This is a genomic window from Bifidobacterium sp. KRGSERBCFTRI (genome assembly GCF_025908335.1).
Genome location: NZ_CP109653.1, coordinates 2405899 through 2424379, shown reverse-complemented (window position 1 = coordinate 2424379; position 18481 = coordinate 2405899). Strand labels below are relative to the sequence as shown.

Annotated in this window: 18 protein-coding genes; 6 read left to right on the top strand and 12 right to left on the bottom strand. The window is 60.5% G+C overall.

Features of this window, described 5'->3' with window-relative positions; translation table 11 throughout:
- Positions 1 to 81 precede the first annotated feature (81 nt).
- Positions 82 to 1182 (top strand): tyrosine-type recombinase/integrase, encoded by a 1101-nt coding sequence (locus tag OGI63_RS10480; protein ID WP_004218675.1) that lies wholly within the window; start codon positions 82 to 84, stop codon positions 1180 to 1182.
- Positions 1183 to 1454: 272 nt separating this feature from the next.
- Here the strand turns inward: OGI63_RS10480 and dtd are convergent, their stop codons facing one another.
- The 5 genes from dtd to OGI63_RS10455 all read right to left on the bottom strand — a co-directional run bounded on the left by dtd (position 1455) and on the right by OGI63_RS10455 (position 6560).
- On the bottom strand, positions 1455 to 1934 hold the full coding sequence (gene dtd, locus OGI63_RS10475) for a D-aminoacyl-tRNA deacylase (RefSeq protein ID WP_004218676.1): 480 nt from the start codon (positions 1932 to 1934) through the stop codon (positions 1455 to 1457).
- 86 nt (positions 1935 to 2020) lie between these two features.
- Positions 2021 to 2917: a carbohydrate kinase family protein gene (locus OGI63_RS10470; protein ID WP_004218677.1), complete on the bottom strand. Its 897-nt coding sequence runs from the start codon at positions 2915 to 2917 to the stop codon at positions 2021 to 2023.
- A 62-nt stretch (positions 2918 to 2979) separates the two neighbouring features.
- Positions 2980 to 4185 carry an ROK family transcriptional regulator gene (locus OGI63_RS10465; RefSeq protein WP_004218679.1) on the bottom strand — a complete coding sequence of 402 codons (1206 nt, stop codon included), beginning with the start codon at positions 4183 to 4185 and terminating at the stop codon, positions 2980 to 2982.
- A 252-nt stretch (positions 4186 to 4437) separates the two neighbouring features.
- Positions 4438 to 4965 (bottom strand): NUDIX hydrolase, encoded by a 528-nt coding sequence (locus tag OGI63_RS10460; protein WP_004218680.1) that lies wholly within the window; start codon positions 4963 to 4965, stop codon positions 4438 to 4440.
- Between the two features lie 23 nt (positions 4966 to 4988).
- Positions 4989 to 6560: an aminopeptidase P family protein gene (locus OGI63_RS10455; RefSeq protein WP_004218681.1), complete on the bottom strand. Its 1572-nt coding sequence runs from the start codon at positions 6558 to 6560 to the stop codon at positions 4989 to 4991.
- A gap of 228 nt (positions 6561 to 6788) precedes the next feature.
- Between OGI63_RS10455 and OGI63_RS10450 the strand changes: the two genes are divergently transcribed.
- A complete protein-coding gene (locus tag OGI63_RS10450) occupies positions 6789 to 7580 on the top strand; it encodes a hypothetical protein (protein WP_004218682.1) in 792 nt (263 codons plus the stop codon).
- A gap of 12 nt (positions 7581 to 7592) precedes the next feature.
- Here the strand turns inward: OGI63_RS10450 and OGI63_RS10445 are convergent, their stop codons facing one another.
- Positions 7593 to 8747, bottom strand: coding sequence for a sensor histidine kinase (locus OGI63_RS10445; RefSeq protein ID WP_004218683.1), 1155 nt, complete (start codon positions 8745 to 8747; stop codon positions 7593 to 7595).
- A 1-nt stretch (position 8748) separates the two neighbouring features.
- The gene (locus OGI63_RS10440) at positions 8749 to 9372 is read right to left on the bottom strand and encodes a response regulator (RefSeq protein ID WP_004218684.1); all 624 of its coding nucleotides are present in this window, start codon (positions 9370 to 9372) and stop codon (positions 8749 to 8751) included.
- Positions 9373 to 9509: 137 nt separating this feature from the next.
- On the opposite strand from OGI63_RS10440, the gene OGI63_RS10435 reads away from it, so the two are divergent.
- Positions 9510 to 11075: a bifunctional folylpolyglutamate synthase/dihydrofolate synthase gene (locus OGI63_RS10435; protein WP_004218686.1), complete on the top strand. Its 1566-nt coding sequence runs from the start codon at positions 9510 to 9512 to the stop codon at positions 11073 to 11075.
- A gap of 235 nt (positions 11076 to 11310) precedes the next feature.
- On the opposite strand, the gene OGI63_RS10430 is transcribed toward OGI63_RS10435, so the two are convergent.
- Together OGI63_RS10430 and OGI63_RS10425 are read right to left on the bottom strand one after the other, a co-directional pair.
- Entirely contained in the window at positions 11311 to 12360 is a 1050-nt protein-coding gene (locus OGI63_RS10430; protein ID WP_004218688.1) for a lipid II:glycine glycyltransferase FemX, read from the bottom strand.
- A gap of 50 nt (positions 12361 to 12410) precedes the next feature.
- Positions 12411 to 13961 (bottom strand): UDP-N-acetylmuramoyl-L-alanyl-D-glutamate--2,6-diaminopimelate ligase, encoded by a 1551-nt coding sequence (locus OGI63_RS10425; RefSeq protein WP_004218689.1) that lies wholly within the window; start codon positions 13959 to 13961, stop codon positions 12411 to 12413.
- 129 nt (positions 13962 to 14090) lie between these two features.
- On the opposite strand from OGI63_RS10425, the gene OGI63_RS10420 reads away from it, so the two are divergent.
- Both OGI63_RS10420 and OGI63_RS10415 read left to right on the top strand, forming a co-directional pair.
- Positions 14091 to 14843, top strand: coding sequence for a sigma-70 family RNA polymerase sigma factor (locus OGI63_RS10420; RefSeq protein ID WP_225556805.1), 753 nt, complete (start codon positions 14091 to 14093; stop codon positions 14841 to 14843).
- Positions 14840 to 15151: a hypothetical protein gene (locus OGI63_RS10415; protein WP_004218691.1), complete on the top strand. Its 312-nt coding sequence runs from the start codon at positions 14840 to 14842 to the stop codon at positions 15149 to 15151. Before OGI63_RS10420 ends, OGI63_RS10415 begins: the two co-directional genes overlap by 4 nt.
- Positions 15152 to 15293: 142 nt before the next feature.
- Here the strand turns inward: OGI63_RS10415 and OGI63_RS14275 are convergent, their stop codons facing one another.
- Together OGI63_RS14275 and OGI63_RS10410 are read right to left on the bottom strand one after the other, a co-directional pair.
- Positions 15294 to 15368: a 50S ribosomal protein bL37 gene (locus tag OGI63_RS14275; protein ID WP_369803150.1), complete on the bottom strand. Its 75-nt coding sequence runs from the start codon at positions 15366 to 15368 to the stop codon at positions 15294 to 15296.
- A 131-nt stretch (positions 15369 to 15499) separates the two neighbouring features.
- Positions 15500 to 16492, bottom strand: coding sequence for an aldose 1-epimerase family protein (locus tag OGI63_RS10410; protein ID WP_004218692.1), 993 nt, complete (start codon positions 16490 to 16492; stop codon positions 15500 to 15502).
- An 89-nt stretch (positions 16493 to 16581) separates the two neighbouring features.
- Between OGI63_RS10410 and OGI63_RS10405 the strand changes: the two genes are divergently transcribed.
- On the top strand, positions 16582 to 17559 hold the full coding sequence (locus OGI63_RS10405) for a 4-hydroxy-3-methylbut-2-enyl diphosphate reductase (protein WP_004218693.1): 978 nt from the start codon (positions 16582 to 16584) through the stop codon (positions 17557 to 17559).
- 227 nt (positions 17560 to 17786) lie between these two features.
- Here the strand turns inward: OGI63_RS10405 and ybaK are convergent, their stop codons facing one another.
- On the bottom strand, positions 17787 to 18296 hold the full coding sequence (ybaK, locus tag OGI63_RS10400) for a Cys-tRNA(Pro) deacylase (protein WP_004218694.1): 510 nt from the start codon (positions 18294 to 18296) through the stop codon (positions 17787 to 17789).
- Positions 18297 to 18481 lie beyond the last annotated feature (185 nt).

The following is an 18481-nucleotide window of genomic DNA, read 5'->3' as shown; positions in this document are numbered from 1 at the left end:
AAGCGGCGCATGGTCTGCCTCCTTACCATGCGCCGCTTTCCCTATGCGCGCACTGTCTCATGGTGGGGTTGAGATGAAAGCATGAGCTACACAGTGGGGAAGTACGAGACGAAAAAGTGTGTCAAGTGGGAGGTGCGCTACCGGACACCGGGCGGACGGACGACGCGCAAACGCGGGTTCCTGCGCAAGATGGACGCGGAAGCATGGGCCGCTGAGAACGTGGAGATCGCCAAGGCCAAGGGCACGTTCATCACGCAAAGCGCGGGGAACACTCCAGTGGCGGAACTGTGGCAGTCGTGGATAGAGACGAAGCGCACACGATGCAAACCAAGCTACATGGAATCATTGGGGGGCGCGTGGAATAAGCATGTGGGGCCGCAATGGGGTGCGCGCAAGGTCGGGTCGATACGCCACGACGAAGTGCAGGAATGGGTGAACAAGTTGGCTGGGGAATACAGCGCGTCCGTGGTGATACGCGCACGCGATATGCTCAAGGGTCTGTTGAAGGCCGCGGTGAAGAACCGGCTGATCGCGTCGAACCCCGCCGACGACATCACAGTGCCCCGCAAGAAGAGGAAAGACCATGTATACCTCACGGCCGAGCAGCTCATGGCTTTGGCCGACGAGGCCGGGTGGCGTCGGCCGGCCGTGCTCGCCTTGGGCACGACTGGAATGCGCTGGGGTGAACTCGTCGGCTTGCGGGTGCGTGACCTCGATGCCAAAGGACACCGGCTCAGGATCGAACGCAACGCCGTCGAGGTCAAAGGGGAGGTTGTGATAGGCACGCCGAAAACATACGAGAAACGGACGATCACCTACCCGGCCATATTGGAGCCGATGCTCGTCGAGATGGCGCAAGGACGTGACGGCGACGAACCCCTGTTTGTCGATCAGCAAGGGAAGATGCTCAGGCGCACTCATGGGCCGAACTCTCCAAGCTCGTGGTTCTATTGGGCGAAGAAACGTGCGCTGGGTGATGTGTTGGCGAGGAAGATGACCGTGCATGACCTGCGGCACACGGCCGCGTCCCTGCTCGTGAGCGCGGGCGCGAACGTCAAGGTCGTGCAAAGGCAGTTGGGGCATGAAAGCGCCGCCATGACGTTGGATACTTACGCCGACCTGTTCGACGCCGACTTGGACGTGGTGCGCGTGGAGATGGACAGCATCTTCCCGGCCGCCTAGGCTAAATGCGTCCAAAACGTGTCCAAAACACAGATGTGATGCTTGAGAATGGCGTTATTTCAACGTTTTCTAGGATGATATGTTGGGGTTCAATCCCCCGCGGCTCCACAAATAGCATAAAACCCACTGGAAATAGTGGGTTTTTCGTATGTGACCGGCTATGTACCGCGGCGCGGTGTAGACTATGGGTATCCGCGACTTGGAACAACGTTCCGGGTGAAGTACGGGAATGATGGCGAGGGCTTATGCTCTCGCCATCATTGATTGTGGCGTTATATGCCAAGCTCCTCCGTGTCGAACAGGATCGTCACCGGGCCATCATTGACCAGCGACACATTCATATGTGCGCCGAATCTGCCCTCCTTCACCTGAAGTCCCTGCGCGCGCAACGCCTCGTTGAATTCGAGCCAGACCCGTTCGGCATGCTCGGGTTTGCCGGCGCGCACGAAGCTCGGACGATTGCCTTTTCTGGTGTCCGCGAACAATGTGAACTGCGAGATAGACAGAATCGAGCCGCCGACGTCGTGGATAGACAGATTCATCTTGCCCTGTTCGTCTTCGAACACGCGCAGATTCGAGATTTTGTGGGCGAGCCAGTCGATCTGCCTGGTGCCGTCGGCATCGCTCACGCCGACGAGCAGCACATAGCCGGCTGCGATGGTCTGTTCGGTGAATGTCGTGTCGAGTTCGCCGATTGCCTCGTCGGTCACGGTCACGCCGGCGTGGCTCACTTTCTGCAATACGATTCTCATACCGGCACTATAGCGCGGCGGGGCGTAAGAAAACCGGAGTCGCAGCAGTCTGCAGACTCCGGTTCATTGTCGGAAAAGCGTCACGCTCACTTGCCGATCTCGGCGAGGTAGTCGGTGATCTCGGCCGGGTAGGTCGGCCATGCGCCTTCCTGCGTGCACACGAATGCGGCGGTGTTCACGGCTGCGCGGTGTGCGAGGCCGAGGGAGTCGCCGTTGAGAATGCGGCCGGTGAAGGTGCCGGAGAACGAGTCGCCGGCGCCAACGGTGTCGGCCACGGTGACGTGCGGGGTTGCCAGCGTGGAGACCTCGCCGTCGTTCGACATGATCGTGGAGAAGGTGGCGCCGCCGGTGAGAATGAGGTAGCGCAGGTCGAACTGCTCGATGAACCACTTGCAGGCCTCTTCGTCGGAGGTGTTCTCGATGCCGAACATGCCGCGCATCAGCAGCAGTTCCTCGTCGTTGATCTTGAAGACGTTCGCATAGCTGAGCATCTCCTCGATGAGCTCCTTCGAATACATGTCGCCACGCAGGTTGATGTCGAAGAACTTGAGCGCGCCGTCCTTGGTGTGCTTGAGCAGCTCGATGATCGTGTCGTGCGACTCGGGGGAGCGCTGTGCCAGCGTGCCGAAGCACACGGCGTCGGCCTGCTCGACGATGTCGATGAGCTGGCGGGTGTAGGAGATGTGATCCCAGGCGACGTTCTCGACGATCGTGTACTCCGGGATGCCGTTCTTCAGGGCCACCTCGACGGTGCCGGTGGGCCATGCGTTGCGCTGCAGCACGGCATGGATGCCGGCCTTCTCCGCGGCGATGGCGAGTTCATCGCCGAGCTCATCCTCGCCGACGGCGCTGACCGCATAGGCTTCGCAGCCGTTGTTCGTGGCGTGGTAGGCGAAGTTCACCGGGGCGCCGCCGGCACGCTTGCCGGTGGGGAGCATGTCCCACAGGAGTTCGCCGAGGGAGACCACGATTGGCTTTGACATGATGTCACCTTTCTTGTGTGTTGTTGTTTGGTTGTGTTGCTTGTGAACGGATTAATTCAATTCTACGTACCGCTGGCAAAGAATTGCGATGGATGGTCGAGAATGTACGTAATCGCCACAGCTGCGGCGCCGGTCACCGCCGCATCGGTGGGCAGTGCCGAAAGCTCGATCTGCGTGGACTGCGTAATTTCGGGGATCACGCGCTCGCCGACCACCTCGCGCACGCGCTGGAGCAGCGGTTCGCCGGCTTGCGCCACGATGTCGCCGATCACGATGCGAGATGGATTGAACGCGTTGCAGATGGTCACGCAGCCATAGCCGACGAACGTGCCGATCCGCTCGACCAGCTCACGTGCCTGCCCGTCGCCGGATTGCGCCCGTGCGAACAGCTCGGCGCATGCCTCGCGATGGGTGAGCCGGGAATCTGTGGCGAGCATGCCGTTGCCGAGCATCGCCTCGTGTATGGCGACCGCCGAGCAGTAGCGTTCGAGACAGCCGACATTGCCGCAATCGCATGCCTTGCCGTTCACGTCTATGCTCACATGGCCGATCTCCGTGGCCGCGCCGAGCGAGCCGTTGATCACGGTGCCGTGGTCGATGACGCCCAGGCCTATGCCTTCGCCGAGCAGATAGTATGCCAGATTCTCATTCGCCGGATTCGGGTCGAAGAGATACTGGGCGAGTGCGCCGGCGCGGGCGTCCTGTTCTATGATCACCGGCACGTCGAAGGCATGTTCGAATTCGGCGCGGAAGTTGACCTGTCGCCATTGTCCCATGGATGAGACGACCGCAGTGTGCCCGCGATCGCGCAGGTAGGGGCCCGGCACGGCCATGCCGATGGCCAGGATGTGCGGGTGCTCGGCGAGCAGGCGTCTGATTTCGGCATGCAGGCTTTCGATGGCCTGCGGAATCGTCGTGTTCTCCACGGTGGGTAGTTCTCGTATGAACGATGGCTTGCCGGCGAGGTCGAACAGACCGATCTCGATGAGACTGCGCGCGAATTTGACGCCGAGCACCTGGAACGCCCGGGCATTGACCGCCAGTCCGATTGACCTGCGGTTGCCTTTGCCTTCGAGGGCACCGGTCTCCACGATTGCGCCGCTGGCGAGCAGATGGTTGCTGATCTTGCTCAGTGCCGCCGGTGTGAGGTGCAGTGCCTTGGCGATCTGTGCGCGTGAGGCGATGCCATGGTGGTGCAGATACTGCAGTGTGCGGGCCCGATTGTATTCGCTCAGGGTCTGCTGTTCGGTGGTGGTCCGCGAGTTCATGGCACCTCCTTCGGCGTTCACTTCGTTGTGTACGGCCGCTGGGCAGCCGCGAACTCATGTGTTAACGATGTTTATATATTAACGCAGTTAATACATGCGACACGCCCAAAAACACGGCACCCGAATTGAGTGACATGCGCGATGCCAATCCCGATTCGGGTGCCGTGTGCTATTTTCTGCCAAACCATTACTCGGACAGGTGCCCGGTGGAGTTCGGCAGCATCCATTGATTCATATGCCGCTGTATGCGGCCTACAGATGCTCGATGACCCCGTCGAACGCGAACTGTGCCCGTGCGCTTCCTTCCGCACGGTGCCTGAGATACCGCTGCACGTATGCGATGCGTTCGCGTGTGCTGTCGCTGAGCGGTTCGGGCAGATCGTCGAGCGCGAACCACCCGACGCGCATGCTTTCGTCATCGCCGACGACCGGTTCGCCGTTGCCGCCCGGCGCGACTTCGCACAGGAACAGGTGATCCATGTACTGCGCCTGGTCGCCGTTGGCGTAGGTGATCATGCGCCGGTCGGATTTCACGCTCACCAGATCGGTGACGATCACATCGACGCCCGTCTCCTCCTTCGCCTCGCGTGCGACGGTGTCCGCAGGCTCCTCACCCGGCTCGTTGATGCCGGTGACGAGCGTCCATTTGCCGTTGTCGGTGCGCTGTTCGAGCAAGACAAGCCCGTCGTCGCGGCGCACATAGCCGGTGACGCCGATGAGCCACAGTGGCATGTGGCCGATGCGCTCGCGCAATTCGAGAATGAAATCCGGGGTCGGCATGATGCTCCTTTCGAGCGACTGGCTCAGTTGTTGGTGTCCGCCATCTGCGCCATCCAGGCCTCGACGTCGTCGATCTGCTTCGGGATGCCGGCGGAGATCCATTCGGGGCCATCCTCGGTCATCAGCACGTCGTCTTCAATGCGAATGCCGATGCCGCGGTACTCCGGCGGAATCATCAGATCGTCCTCGCGGAAGTAGAGGCCCGGTTCGATCGTGAACACCATGCCCGGCGTGATCTTCGCACCTTGGTACGACTCATAGCGGGCCTGCGCGCAGTCGTGTACGTCAAGGCCGAGATGATGCGCGACGCCGCATGCGAGCCAACGGCGGTGCTGCTGTCCCTCGGGCGAAAGGCTCTCCTCGACGTCCACCGGAAGAATGCCCCAGTCATGCAGCCGTTCGGCGATCACGCGCATGCAGGCATGGTGGATGTCGGAGTAGGTCGCGCCCGGCTTCGCGGCTTCGAACCCGGCCTGCTGCGAGTCGAGCACAGCCTGGTACAGCTTCTTCTGGAAATCGGTGAACTTGCCGTTCGTCGGGAACGTGCGCGTGATGTCGGCGGTGTACAGCGAATCGACTTCCACGCCGGCGTCGATGAGCAGCAGCTCGCCATCGTTCACGGTGCCCGTGTTGCGGATCCAATGCAGAATCGGCGCATGGGCACCCGAGGCGATGATTGTGTCATAGCCGACCTCGTTGCCTTCCTCGCGCGAAACCGCATTGAATGCGCCTTCGAGAATGCGTTCGGAGCGTGGCTTGCCCAGTGCGCTCGGCAGCTTCTTGAGAATGTTGTCGAAGCCGTGCTTGGTGGCGTCGACGGCACGGCGAATCTCGCGCACCTCGAAGTCATCCTTCTCCATGCGCGCTTCGGAGGCGAATTCGTGCAGCTTGTCGTCGCGCACCGTATTGTCTGCCTCATCCGGGAAACCATGCCCCTCGCGCAGCTCGTTCACGATGGCCGTGATCTGCGGATCCGTCTCGCGAATCACGCGCAGCTGCACGGCGCCGTTCTCAGTGCCGACGTCCTTGCCGAGCATGTCGTCCAGCTGGGCGATGTCGTGTGTTTCAATGCCGGTCATCGCCTCGAGCTCCTTCAATCCAGCGCGCGGGCCGACCCAGTACTCGCCGTAGTGTGGGTCCTTGAAGAAGTCCTGTGTGTAGTGGTCTGCACGCGGGGCCACGAACAGCATCGGCGTATGCGTGCCGTCCTCGTTCGGGTCGAGCACGAGCACCGCGCCCGCCTCGTAGTCCTGGCCGAGACCGGTGTAATAGGAGAACGCGGAATCCGGGCGGAACGCGTAGTCGCAGTCATTGTTGCGCACCTTCGGCTGGCCTGCCGGAATCACCAGACGTTCGCCGGGGAACGCCTCGCTCAGCACCTGGAGTCGTGCCGGAATGTAGGAGGCGGATTCAAGGCGTTCGATCTCGGGCTCGTTGTTGTCCCAACCGCTGCTCATGAAGTCCACGAACGCATCGGAACGCGGGCGCAGCGAACGGTTGTTCACACGGTCGTTCATTGGCTGATCGTCGCCGGGTGCCGCCGCCTGCTCACGCGCCTCGTATTCCTTGTCCTGCTCGGTGATTACTTCGCTCATTGCTGCTCTTTTCTCCACTGTTTGGGCATGAGATATCCGTTGCCCAACATGGTAGTCGCGGGCGCGAATCTGTTCGTCGTGCACAGCAGGCCGCCAGTGTCGGCTACCGAACACAGTGTGCGGTCAACTCTGTTCGCAGATTGACCGTTTTGGGGACAGCGATAGATTGAGTGTCGCGCTCGCTGATGCTGGAATGGAAGTACATCAATCATTCAGGAGGTGAGCGCGATGCGTAGGATATTCGCCAAGATCGCAGCCGTGATATGCGTATGCATGGTCGTGGGCGGATGCAGCGTGCGTGACGGCATGGCCGGGGCGTTCGGAATGAGGATCGTCTCGCCGGAGTCTGCAGAACTTGATGATGTGATTGCGGCGATTGCGCTCAACCCGTCGAGCAAGAAGTTCGAGACCGTCGACAAGGGCTATGTGGCACTCGTACACAGCAATGGCCGCGCGGAATACATCCAGACGGAAGGTATGCTCCAACAGCACATCGTGTGGAACGGCACCGGCGTGTTCTTCCAGGACCAGAAGCGTGACTACCTGATTTCGAATGAACACTGCAAGGGATATGTCAAGGACCGGCAAGAGGCGTTCGGAACACAATGGGCGTTGGTATCGGTTGCGAACGACGCAGGGCTCACCGTAGGCGACCAACTGACGGTGTTCCTCGAATCCGGAGCCATCGAGACAGTGAACACAACCACGAGCCACATCGACCACCAGCACTTCCATCTTCCCGATTCACTGGGCAATGACAGCTACCCACTCTCGAGGACCCTTCTGACCAAAGGGACCGGCGGCTTCGCCACGGTGATTGCAGTGCCGGAGGATGGGCGCAATCGCTGCAAGATCCTCGTATACAAGCTCTACGAATCGGACATTCAGAACCTTGATTCCGTATATGCCATCGACACCGACGGCAGACTCAACGAGATGCTGAGCGGAACAACCGATTACCTGTCGACTGACTTCGCACCCAACCCACGCATGCACTGGAAGGCTCCGGATGCCAATTGAACTTCTGATTCCTCATCGTTCGATTGCCAGAGTCCAGATTCCATCCTCCTCGCTGACGGTCATCGCCGCGCCGAGGTCGTGGAGTCTGGATTCGAGCATCTCCAGACCATGATGAGCCGAATCAGGCTGTGCCTCACCCGCTGCAATCTCGTTCGAGGCGACAAGTGTGGTGCGCTCGCCGAACCTGATGCGCACCACATACGAATGGGTGCCGTGCTTGAGGATGTTGTTGCAGATCTCCGTAAGGCATATGTTCACGAGGTTCGCGGATTCGTCTGTCGCCTCGCCAGACACATGAATCGTGCCGTTGAATCCCGCTTGTTCCAGCAGTGCCGGCTGCCTGAGCACGTTCTGGCATAGGCGAGCGCAGCTGCCGGTGGTCGTCGACTCATCCACGTTACGGGATATCGCCGTGGATGCCGGTGTGGATGCGGAAAGTGGCGTGATGATATTGGTGCGCAGATCTGCAAGCGTGGATTCCACGGTTTGCGTGATTGTCTCCAGCGACGTGCGCAGCGTGTCCGGATCGGTCTCGGCCTGAGCGTTCCGGCATAGCAGCAGTGCGTAGGAGAGCGAGCCGCCGATGTCGTCGTGCAGCGTGCGGACGAGATGAATCTGCTTGGCTTGTTCACGCTGTTCGTATCTGAGTCGCGCGAACTCCTTGTTGCGGCGGATTGCGAGGCCGGCGAACCCATCGAGCAGGAACGTGGCGGCGAAACCGATGTCGTTCGCATCGAACGGCACCTGGAAGATCGCGTTGTCGACCATCGTGTCGAGCGCGGCAATCACGGTGATCGGAATCGCGTATTTCGCGGGCATTTCGTAACCGATTACGATGAGCGCAAGCCAGACGCTGTAATAGACGGTCGGACCGGAGTGGACGACTGGGAAGATGTAGAAGATCCCACGCAGTACTTCGACGACGATGATCGACAGACTGAACGGAACCGGCATGATGGCGACACCAAGCGTGAGCACGGGAATCAGTGTGCTCAGGGCAGTCTCGAAGCCGTTGAGATCCGGCCAATATGTGAGCCATTCAAACACGAGCACTGCTACGCAGAACAATGTGCCCGCGATGATGAATGGGTGCGCGCGCAGGTGGGCGACGAGTTTGGTGAGCGGTTTCGGTTTGGTTGGGGAGTCTGCAGATAGTATTTCGGTCATGTCAGATCCACCCGTTTCTTACGCAGATGGCGATGGCTTCGGTGCGGGAATGGGCGTCGAGTTTCTCATACGCGCGCTTGGCGAAGGTCTTCATGCTTGACTCGCTCACGTGCATGGTGTGGGCTATCGCGGTGGTTGTAAGACCTTCGGAGTAGTGGGTGAGGGCATGGAGTTCACTGGGGGAGAGTGGGTTTGGTTTTGTTGGGGTCGGGAACCAGCGGGTCAGGTCGTCGTCACGGCGGAGCATGCCGGCGAGTTGGACGATCTCCTCGACGGCGGATTCCTTGGGCAGGATGACCAAACCGGGTTCTTCGGCGATGTTCGGGAACGCGGAGATGCCGATGACGGTAATGGGGAGTTTGCGGGTTTGGAGTTCGTGGAAGAGGCCGAGGCCGGAGAGGCGGGGCATGTCGATGTCGGTGAGGAGGACGTCGGGGCGGCCCTTCGCATGCAGACAGTGGACGAGAGCGTCTTCGGGGTCGGTGAGCGCCCAGATCACCTCGAGCGGGGCGTGGAAGCGTTCGAATGAGGAGCGTGGCGCCTCGGCGACCAGCGGGTCGTTGTCCACAATGCCGAGCGTATATCGGCCGTGCCGATCCGTCGCCTCCGATGTCTTCGTCGTCATGCCTGCATCGTCATCAATACGGCCCCCAAGTCCCGCGCTCAACCATGTGGGAAACACTATAGCGTGCGCTGGCGGTGGAAGGTCGGGCAAATGCATAGAATGGACGAGGTTTGTATACATACGCGGGAAGAGTGCTTATGAGCGACAATCAGATGAGTGTGCGGGACGTCGAGCGAGACATCATGAACCGTCCGAGCGAGCGGAACACGACGAACCTGGATCTCAAGCGAATGAGGATGATCCTCGACCTGCTCGGCAATCCGCAGGACTCGTTCCGCATCATCCACATCACCGGCACGAACGGCAAGGGATCCACGGCACGCATGGCCGAAGCGATCTGCAGGGCATACGGCATGCGGACCGGCCTGTACACGTCGCCGCATCTCGAGCATGTGAGCGAGCGCATCGTCATCGACGGGCAGCGCCTGTCCGACGACGACTTCGTGGAACTGTGGAATCAGGTGAAGGACTTCGTTGCGCTCGTCGACAAGAAAATGGACGAGGAGGGCGCGCCGCGCATGAGCTTCTTCGAGGTGCTCACGGCGATGGCAATCTGGAAGTTCGCGGACGCGCCGGTCGACGTCGCGATTGTCGAGGTCGGCATGGGCGGTCGATGGGACGCGACGAATGTGCTCGACGCGGATGCGGCGGTGATCGGGCCGATCGACATGGATCACATGGCCTGGCTCGGCGACACGGTCGAGCAGATCGCGCAGGAGAAGGTGGGCATCATCAAGCCGGGCTGCACGGCGATCATCGGGCGGCAGCCGCACGAGAGCGAGGTCATGCCGATCATCGAGCAGGCGGCGGCCGAAAACCATGCGACGATCATCCGCGACGGCTATGAGGCGGAGGTCGTCTCGCGCATGCCCGCAGTGGGAGGTCAGATGGTCACGCTGCGTATGCCGAACGGCACCTATGCCGACGTGCCGGTCGACAAGTTCGGCGAGCATCAGGCGCACAACGCGCTTGCAGCATTGTGCGCGTGCGAGGTGGTGATTCCGGTCAGCGGCGCGCTCGACGGCGATCTGGTGGCCGAAGCGCTGAGTTCGGTGAAGATTCCGGGACGTATCGAACAGGTGCGCTCGTCACCGACGATCATCATCGACGGCGGTCATAATGTGAACGCCGCCGAGGCGTTGCGCGCGGCGATCGAAGAGAACTACGATTTCACGCAGCTCGTCGCCGTCGTCGCGATGATGGAAGACAAGCAGGTGGAGGAATATCTCGGCGTGCTCGAACCGATTGTCAGCGAGCTCATCGTCACCGAGAATTCGTGGACGGACCGCGTGATGCCTGCCGACAAGCTCGCCGAGATCGCGCGCGGCGTGTTCGGGCCGGAGCGCGTCACCTGCATTCCGTCGCTGCCGGATGCGATTCAGGAGGCGGTGAACCGCGTGGATGCAGACGATGAGCTCGGCGTGGGCTACGGGCATGGCGTGCTCATCTGCGGCAGTTTCGTCACCGCGGGCGACGCACGCATGCTGCTCAAGGAGAGCGTACACCCGGATTTGACGAAGCCGAAGGCCGAGCGCGTGCATCAGGTCGCCGTGGATCCGGAATATCGGCAGAAGGCGCAGGAAGCGGACGCTGCGGAAATCGATTACGAAACCGATGCGAACCCGGATTTCGACGTCGATGACGTGCTTGGTCTGAAGAAGCTTGCGGAAGACGGCGAATCCGGGGATATCGAATCCGAGTGATATCGCCGTGGTTTGGTCGTTTTCTTCACACGGCGCACGGTAAAGGGTCAAACTGCGGGCAACTATGATCACTCACTGGGTAATCTGTTCACCAAACGACCATAGTTCGTCCCACTTTGGCGGTTCATATCACGCAGTGCGAGGTAAACGACCAAAGTTCCTCCCATTTTGGTCGTTTACCTCACACTGTGCGAAATAAACGACCAAAGTGCCGAAATACCGTATTACAATTGCATCACTTTGCGGCCGATTCCTTGGCCCGCACCTTCTCCGCATTGCCGTGCGGCTTCGGTTTCAACGCCTTGCGCACGCTTTGCATCATGCGCAGCATGCGATAGAAGGCCTTCTTGATCGGAATGTCGCGCCCGGCGGCGATCTGCGTGGTCTCGGGGGCGAACTTCGTCTTGAATTCGTTGAGCGACTTGAGTGACGGGGCGAAATCGTTGCCTATGCCCATCAGATCGAGCTTCGTGCATCCCTGCTTGCCGAGCGCGCAGGCCACGAAATACAGCAGTTTGTCAGGCACATGCTCGCGACGCACCGAAGTGAGCATGGAGGCGTAGTAATACACGCCAGTCTTGCCGTGCACGGTCACGATGGACCATGCCACGACCTTGCCGTCGATGCGTCCCGCGAATACACGGCAATGCTCAGGGCCGAGCGCCTTGATCATGTCGGTGTAGTCGCTCATCGGCGCGGGATTGAAGCCGTCGCGATGCGCGGTCTCCACCATCACCGCGTAGTAATCCGAGAAATCACGGGTCGCCAACTCGGTCTCGTCGGCGATCACGGCCGGCGATTCACGCAATGCCTTGCGCACGTCGCGTCGGCCGCGTTTCTTCATGCGCGCGAGAATCTCCTCGTCGTCGCCGGTGATGTCGAGCACGACGGTTTCGTTGTACGGCACGGTGGAGAGCACGGGGAACGTGCCCTTGCTGGTCCATGTGTCGATGCGCAGGAACGCCACGCGCTTGTCGTTGCGCTTCACATAGTCGGCGAGCGCGGCGATCATCTGCTCCTCAAGCTCTTCGTTCGGCTTGCTCGCCCACACCGGTCCGTGCACGGAACGCAGGTAATGGTATCCATGCGTCTCCATGTCGATGAGCGAGATCACGGCGACGAGCTCGGTGTCACGGCGTATGAGCAGACATCCCCATGGTCTACGGCCGTTGATGTCCGCTTGGAAATCCGCCCAAACCGACGTCTGCTCGATTGGCAGTTCAATGTTGTGCTTGCTCGCTTCCTCCTCCATGGTGGCCGGAGTGACGCGTTCGATGATGATCATGTGTTCCTTTCCAAGGCGTCTGTTCCCATTGTAGGCGCGTCGCATGCGAATCAAGCGAACAGACGTCGGATGATCTGCGAGTCGCCCTCGTATGGCGTGTGGATGTTGCGGTCCTTGATCCACTGCTCGTCGCCCTTGCCTATGAGCAGCAGGATGCTCAGTCCGCCGTCCGCCGCACGCGCCTCGTCGACGGCATGCTTCACGGCTTCGGCACGGTCGAGGATCGTCTGCACATCGAGATCCTCGTTCGTCACGTTGTTGGCCATCTCGCTGCAGATTTGCTCGATGGGCTCGGTGTCGGTGTCCTCCGCAGTGAGAATGAGCTTCTGCACGCGGTCCTGTGCGGCTTTGACGATTCCCTCGCGACGGTCGTATGCCTTGTTGCCGGCCGAACCGGTGATCAGCGTGATATGCGGATGCTCGGCGCCGTACCGCTGCTCCACGAAATCGAGCAACGCGTTCACCGAGGCGAAATTGTGCGCGTAGTCGACAATGGCGAGCGTGTTCGACCTGCTGTCGTGCATCTCCTCCATGCGTCCCGAGATGCGTACGTCGGCGAGTGAGGCGAGCGCACGCGGGTCGCTCACATCCATGCCGATGTCATGCGCGATTGCCAGAGCGGCGGCCGCGTTCGCATAGTTGAAGTCGCCCTCCATTGCGAGCGTGAGGCTGCCGAGACGCTCGCCGTCCACGAAGTAGTCGAATGCCGTGTGCTCCATATTGGTCGGTGCGCAGGTGACGTCCGCGATGTCGGACTGCGCCGGCGAATCGGCCAATGCGAACGTGGAGACGGGTACGCGGTTCAGTTCGGCATCCTCGAGCAGCAGTTGCTCGTGGTCGCTGCGCTCGCCGAGCACGAGCATGTCGGCATTGCGTATGATCTGCCGCTTGCACCACAGGTAGTTCTCGAAACTGGGGTGCTCGATGGGGCTGATGTGATCGGGGGAGATGTTGAGGAACGCGGCGACGTCGAAATGGAAATCGTAGACGCGGTTGACTTTGTATGCCTGTGAGGAGACCTCCATCACCAGGTATTTCATGCCGTTGTTCACCGCCTCGCGCATCATGCGCACCGCGTCGAGCGATTCGGGCGTCGTGAGGTCGGATTCCACGTAGTGCATGCCGTCCACGCAATTGTCCACCGACGAGAACAATGCCGTCGTGTTTCCACTCAGCGCGTTGATGATGGCGTGCGTGTAGTACGCGGTGGTGGTCTTGCCCTTGGTGCCGGTGATGCCGATCAGTGTGAGCTGACGCTCCGGGTGGTCGTAGTATGCCTGGGCGAGAATGCTGAGTGCTTTCTTGTCGTCGGAGACGATGAGCCCGGGCGCGTCCGTGTACGCCGAATAATCGTTCGTCGCCACGTACGCCGCCATGCCGAGCTTGTTCGCCTGCTCGAGGTATTTCGGATTGAAGTTCCCTTTGCATACGAGCAGACTGCCTGGCGTCACCGTGCGCGTGTCGTAGGTGATTGCCGTGAACGGCACCTCGTTGTTCTCTACGGAGGCCGCGTTCATGGTCCACATGTGCGGGGTGATGATCTCATGCAGCAGATTCTCCGCGAAGAGCTCGCGTGCTGCGGATTGCAACGACAAAGACATGGTTCTCCTTTATTCCGCTTGAATTCTACCGTGCGCCGTGCATGTGCGCGAGCGGCGAATACCAGACGGACACTCGCGGTGTTTGCGCCCCCAGCTGGCTTTCAGATTTCCTTCACCTCGTACCGTACAATGGAGGGCGTGAGCGAAACAAGCGAGAATGAACACGAAACGATGCAGGAGAAGCGGGCGCGCTTCGAGAAGCTTGCCATGCCCGCCGTCAATGCGCTCTACCGTCAGGCGATGAAGTTCACGAACAATCCGGAGGATGCCCAGGATCTGGTGCAAGACACGTTCGAGCGCGGCTTCAAGGCCTTCGACACCTTCAAGCCGGGTTCCAATTTCGAAGCCTGGATGACGACGATTGAACGCAACGCCTTCTTCAACCAGTATGCGAAGGCGAAGCGTCGCCCGCAGCGTGCGAACGATTCCACCGGCGAATACGACGACTGGGATATCTTCGCGGCCTCCGAGCATACTTCGCAAGGTCTACAGTCCGCCGAACAGCAGTATTTGGAGGCGTTCGCGCCGGAGGAGATCATGGCTGCGCTCGACAGGCTCCCCCCGGAGCGCCGTCAGGTGTTCATCGATGCCGCCATCGATGGCAAGTCGTACCAGCAGGTGGCCGATGAACAGGGTATCAAGATCGGCACGGTGATGAGCCGCCTTAACCGTGCACGCACGCAACTGCGCAAGGAGCTCGCCGAATACGCCGCCGCCCGCGGTTACGGCAAATCCACGAAGACCTCCCGTGGCACTTCGACGGCCAAAGCGAAGCGTGGAAATAAAACGGAGGCGAATTCCGTTGAGACAAATAGCAATGAAACGCGAGATGACGCTCGCGAGAAGGAACTAGTTGGAGCTCACGGAAAGGCGAGGCAATGAGCAAGGGCATATCGCAGCCTTTGGATGAGCATGATGAGCCTGTGTCGCTGGACGATCTGCATAATTCGAATGATGCATCCGCGCCGCAGGTGGAGGGGGAGTGCTTCGATCCGTCATCATGCTGCGACGCGCGTGAACAGGTGATGATCGCCGCTATGAAAGCGTATTTGAGACCCCAGCAGGCGCCGGAATGCCTGTATGAACGATTGAAGATGACGCTGGACAAATGCTGTGGCGAAGTGATCACCGAGCACACCGTGGTCACCTCGCATACGATCATCCATCACACGCACCGTCAGGGACTGTGAGTGGCATCGCCGGTATCCAGGTTTCCCGGATGCCGGCTTTTTGGTTATGGTTGCGCATTGGTTTCATATATGCGAAAAATGGGAGAGGCCCGTGGAATTCCACGGGCCTCTCCCATTTCCGTTCAAGACGGGTCACAGCTGCTCAGGCATTTGGCCTTTTGCCGTGATTTGCTGCCTTTTTACGGCGAGCCTTACGCTTACGTCCGCGCATACCCATAGTGGACTCCTTTTCTAAAGCCGTCATATGCCTTATGCATTGTCGCATGCCGCCCAGACGTTGCAGGGTGCATACACTTTGCACAGGGCACAATGGTCATAGTGTAGCCGTGTTGACGGACGGCTTGTATGTCACTGAAGCACCTGATAGCGAATCGTCGTATGCGCGGTGTCTCCCGGAGCGATCTCGATGAGGTCGATGCCTGTGCGGAACGTGTTCGCGTACGCGGTCTGCGGTTCCACGGCGACGCCGGTCGGATGGATCGCCTCGGGGAAGCCGGTGCCGGTGCACACCTGGAACGAGGTGATGCTCTCGTCGCCGATGATCGCCACCTGCCGGCCGTCCGGCCGCGTGAACACCGCGGTCACGGTGCCGTCGGCGGCATGGGTCAGGTCGGTCAGCGCGTCGTCGTACGGCTGCCGGTCGAGCAACGCGGCCGTGCGGAAATCGAATTTCGTGCCGTCCACCGGCTCGGTTCCGGTCGGGATCAGGTTCCCATTGGTGAGCACATGCGTGTTCGCGGGAATCTGCACACTGCAACGCGAGGTGACGGCGTCGATCGCGTTGCCATGGGCGTCCTCGCCGTTCGAGAACCACGGATGCACGGCCATCGCCCACGGTGCCGGGCCGTCGCCGTTGTTCACCGCGTCGCAGTCGATGCGCATGCCGGAATTGGAAAGCGTGTATGTGATGAACACCTGCAGCGAGAACGGGTATCCTTCAGTGAGCGGCACGCGCCAGCTGAGCGTAACGGAATCTTCGGTGAGTCGTTCGAGCTGCCAGTAGTAGTTCATGCCGAAGCCGTGGATCGCGTTGTCGCGCTCGGGTTCGTTGATCGGCAGTTGGTAGTGGGCGCCGTCGAAATCATAGGAGCCGTGCTCGAGACGGTTCGGGAACGGCACGAGCACGCGGCCGACGCAGCAGGTGACCACATCGTCGGGACCGGTGGACACGGTCACGTCGTCGCCTTGGTATCGGAACACGCGCAATGTGGCGCCAAGCTGCGCGATCACCGCGGTGTAATCGCCGTGTGAAATGGAGAATTGCTGACCTGTGCGAGGGGGAAGTGCGCTCATGGGACTCCAGTCGTCGTTGATTGCCTCGTTGTTGAGACGTGTGCCCATTGTAGCGCGCGTGGCCCCTATTTATTCAGCGATTCAACCAAGTGTAGTGTTCATTCATTCGGTTATGATTGATGCGACGAAAGGCAGGCATGACGAAACGAATCATTCTGGCGAATCCGCGCGGGTTCTGCGCGGGTGTCGATCGCGCGATACAGTCCGTGCAGACCATTTTGAACACTGCCGCGCCGCGTGAAGACGATCTGCCCCCGGTGTATGTGCGCCGGCAGATCGTGCACAACAGGCATGTCGTCGACGAACTCGCCGAGCAGGGCGCCGTGTTCGTCGACGAGCTTTCCGAGATTCCCCAGGCGGCGGCGCAGGCCGGCATACCGGTCGTGTTCTCCGCGCACGGCGTGTCGCCGCAGGTGGTGCGCGAAGCCAACGAACTCGGCATGAGCGTCGTCGATGCGAGCTGCCCGCTGGTGAGCAAAGTGCACCGCGAGGTGTTGCGTTTCGTGCGGGAAGGCTATGAGATCGTTTATATTGGCCATCGCGGTCATGACGAGGCCGTGGGCGTGATCGGAGAGTCGCCCGAGCATGTGCATCTGATCGAGCATGAGCGCGATGTGGACGATCTTGATTTCTCGCCCGACCAAAAGCTCGTGTTGCTTTCGCAGACCACGTTGAGCGTCGACGAGACCACGGGCACGATCGCCGCATTGCAGCGCAGATTCCCGTGGATTGAACTGCCGCCGAGCTCGGACATCTGCTACGCCACGTCGAACCGGCAGGCCGCGGTGAAACTGGTGGCCGAACAGGCCGATGCCATGGTGATCGTGGGTTCGGCGAACTCGTCGAATTCGGTGCGGCTCATGGAGGTGGCGAACGAGGCGCTTGGCGGACGTGGCACCGCCCACCGTGTCGATGACGCCGACGAGCTCGATTCCGCATGGTTCGAAGGTGTCTCTGCGGTCGGCGTGTCGTCAGGGGCGTCGGTGCCGGACGAGCTGGTGCAGGGTGTGATCGACGCACTGCAGCGGCTTGGCTTCACCGAGGTCGACACGGTGGAGACGATTGAGGAGAACATGCATTTCGTGCTCCCCGCGGCATTGCGTAAACGAGGCTGAACATCCGACCACGCTGGTCTGCCTCTGGCGGTGCGGGGGATGGCCGGCGACATTTCGTCACTGTCGCAAGCTCCCTTACGTTCCTCAACGTCGCCGGCCATCCCCCGCACCGCCGCTTTCGCACGTTCCCTGAGGTGGGGCAGCCGGTGACATTGAGGAACGTAAAGGGCGCTTGCGATCTAGTGACGAAAGGTCACCGGTTGCCCCACTGCCAGGGAACGAGGATATTAGTACGATTTCTTCTGTGTGGCGATTGGTGCGGTGGTGGCGTCGAGCACGGCGAGCAGATCGTGCGGGTTGACACCCAGACTCAGTCCGCGTTTGCCTCCGGAGACGAGTATCTCATCGAATTCGAGCGCGGATTCGTCAAGCACCGTCCTATGTTGCGTTTTCTGTCCGAGCGGGGAGATGCCTCCCACCACATAGCCGCTTTCACGCATGGCCACCTTCGGGTCCGCCATCTCCGCCTTCTTCGCGCCGACGGCATGGGCGAGCTCCTTGAGGCTCATATGGCCGTTGACCGGCACGACGCCGATCACACGCTCATCGCCGGTGTCGGCCATGAGCGTCTTGAACACCTGCCGTTCGTCGTAGCCGAGTTTGCGTGCGGCTTCGAGCCCGTATCCGTCAGCATCGTCGTTGCTGTGTTCGTATTCGTGCGTTGTGAACGTGACCTTGGTGTCTTCAAGCTGTTTGATGGCCGGCGTCGCGGCTGCCCTCCGCTTCTTCTTACCCATGCTATCAGTCTAGGACCACAGCTGGGCAGGGGGAGAGAGACTGGTTACGGCGTCCATTCTGCGTAATCGGGGACAGCTGCGGGCTCCATCTGTCTCTGTTTACGCAGAAATCCAACGCATCCAAGCAGCAATCCGACGTAAAAGGGGGCAGATGGAGCCCACGGCTGTCCCCGATTACGCAGAGA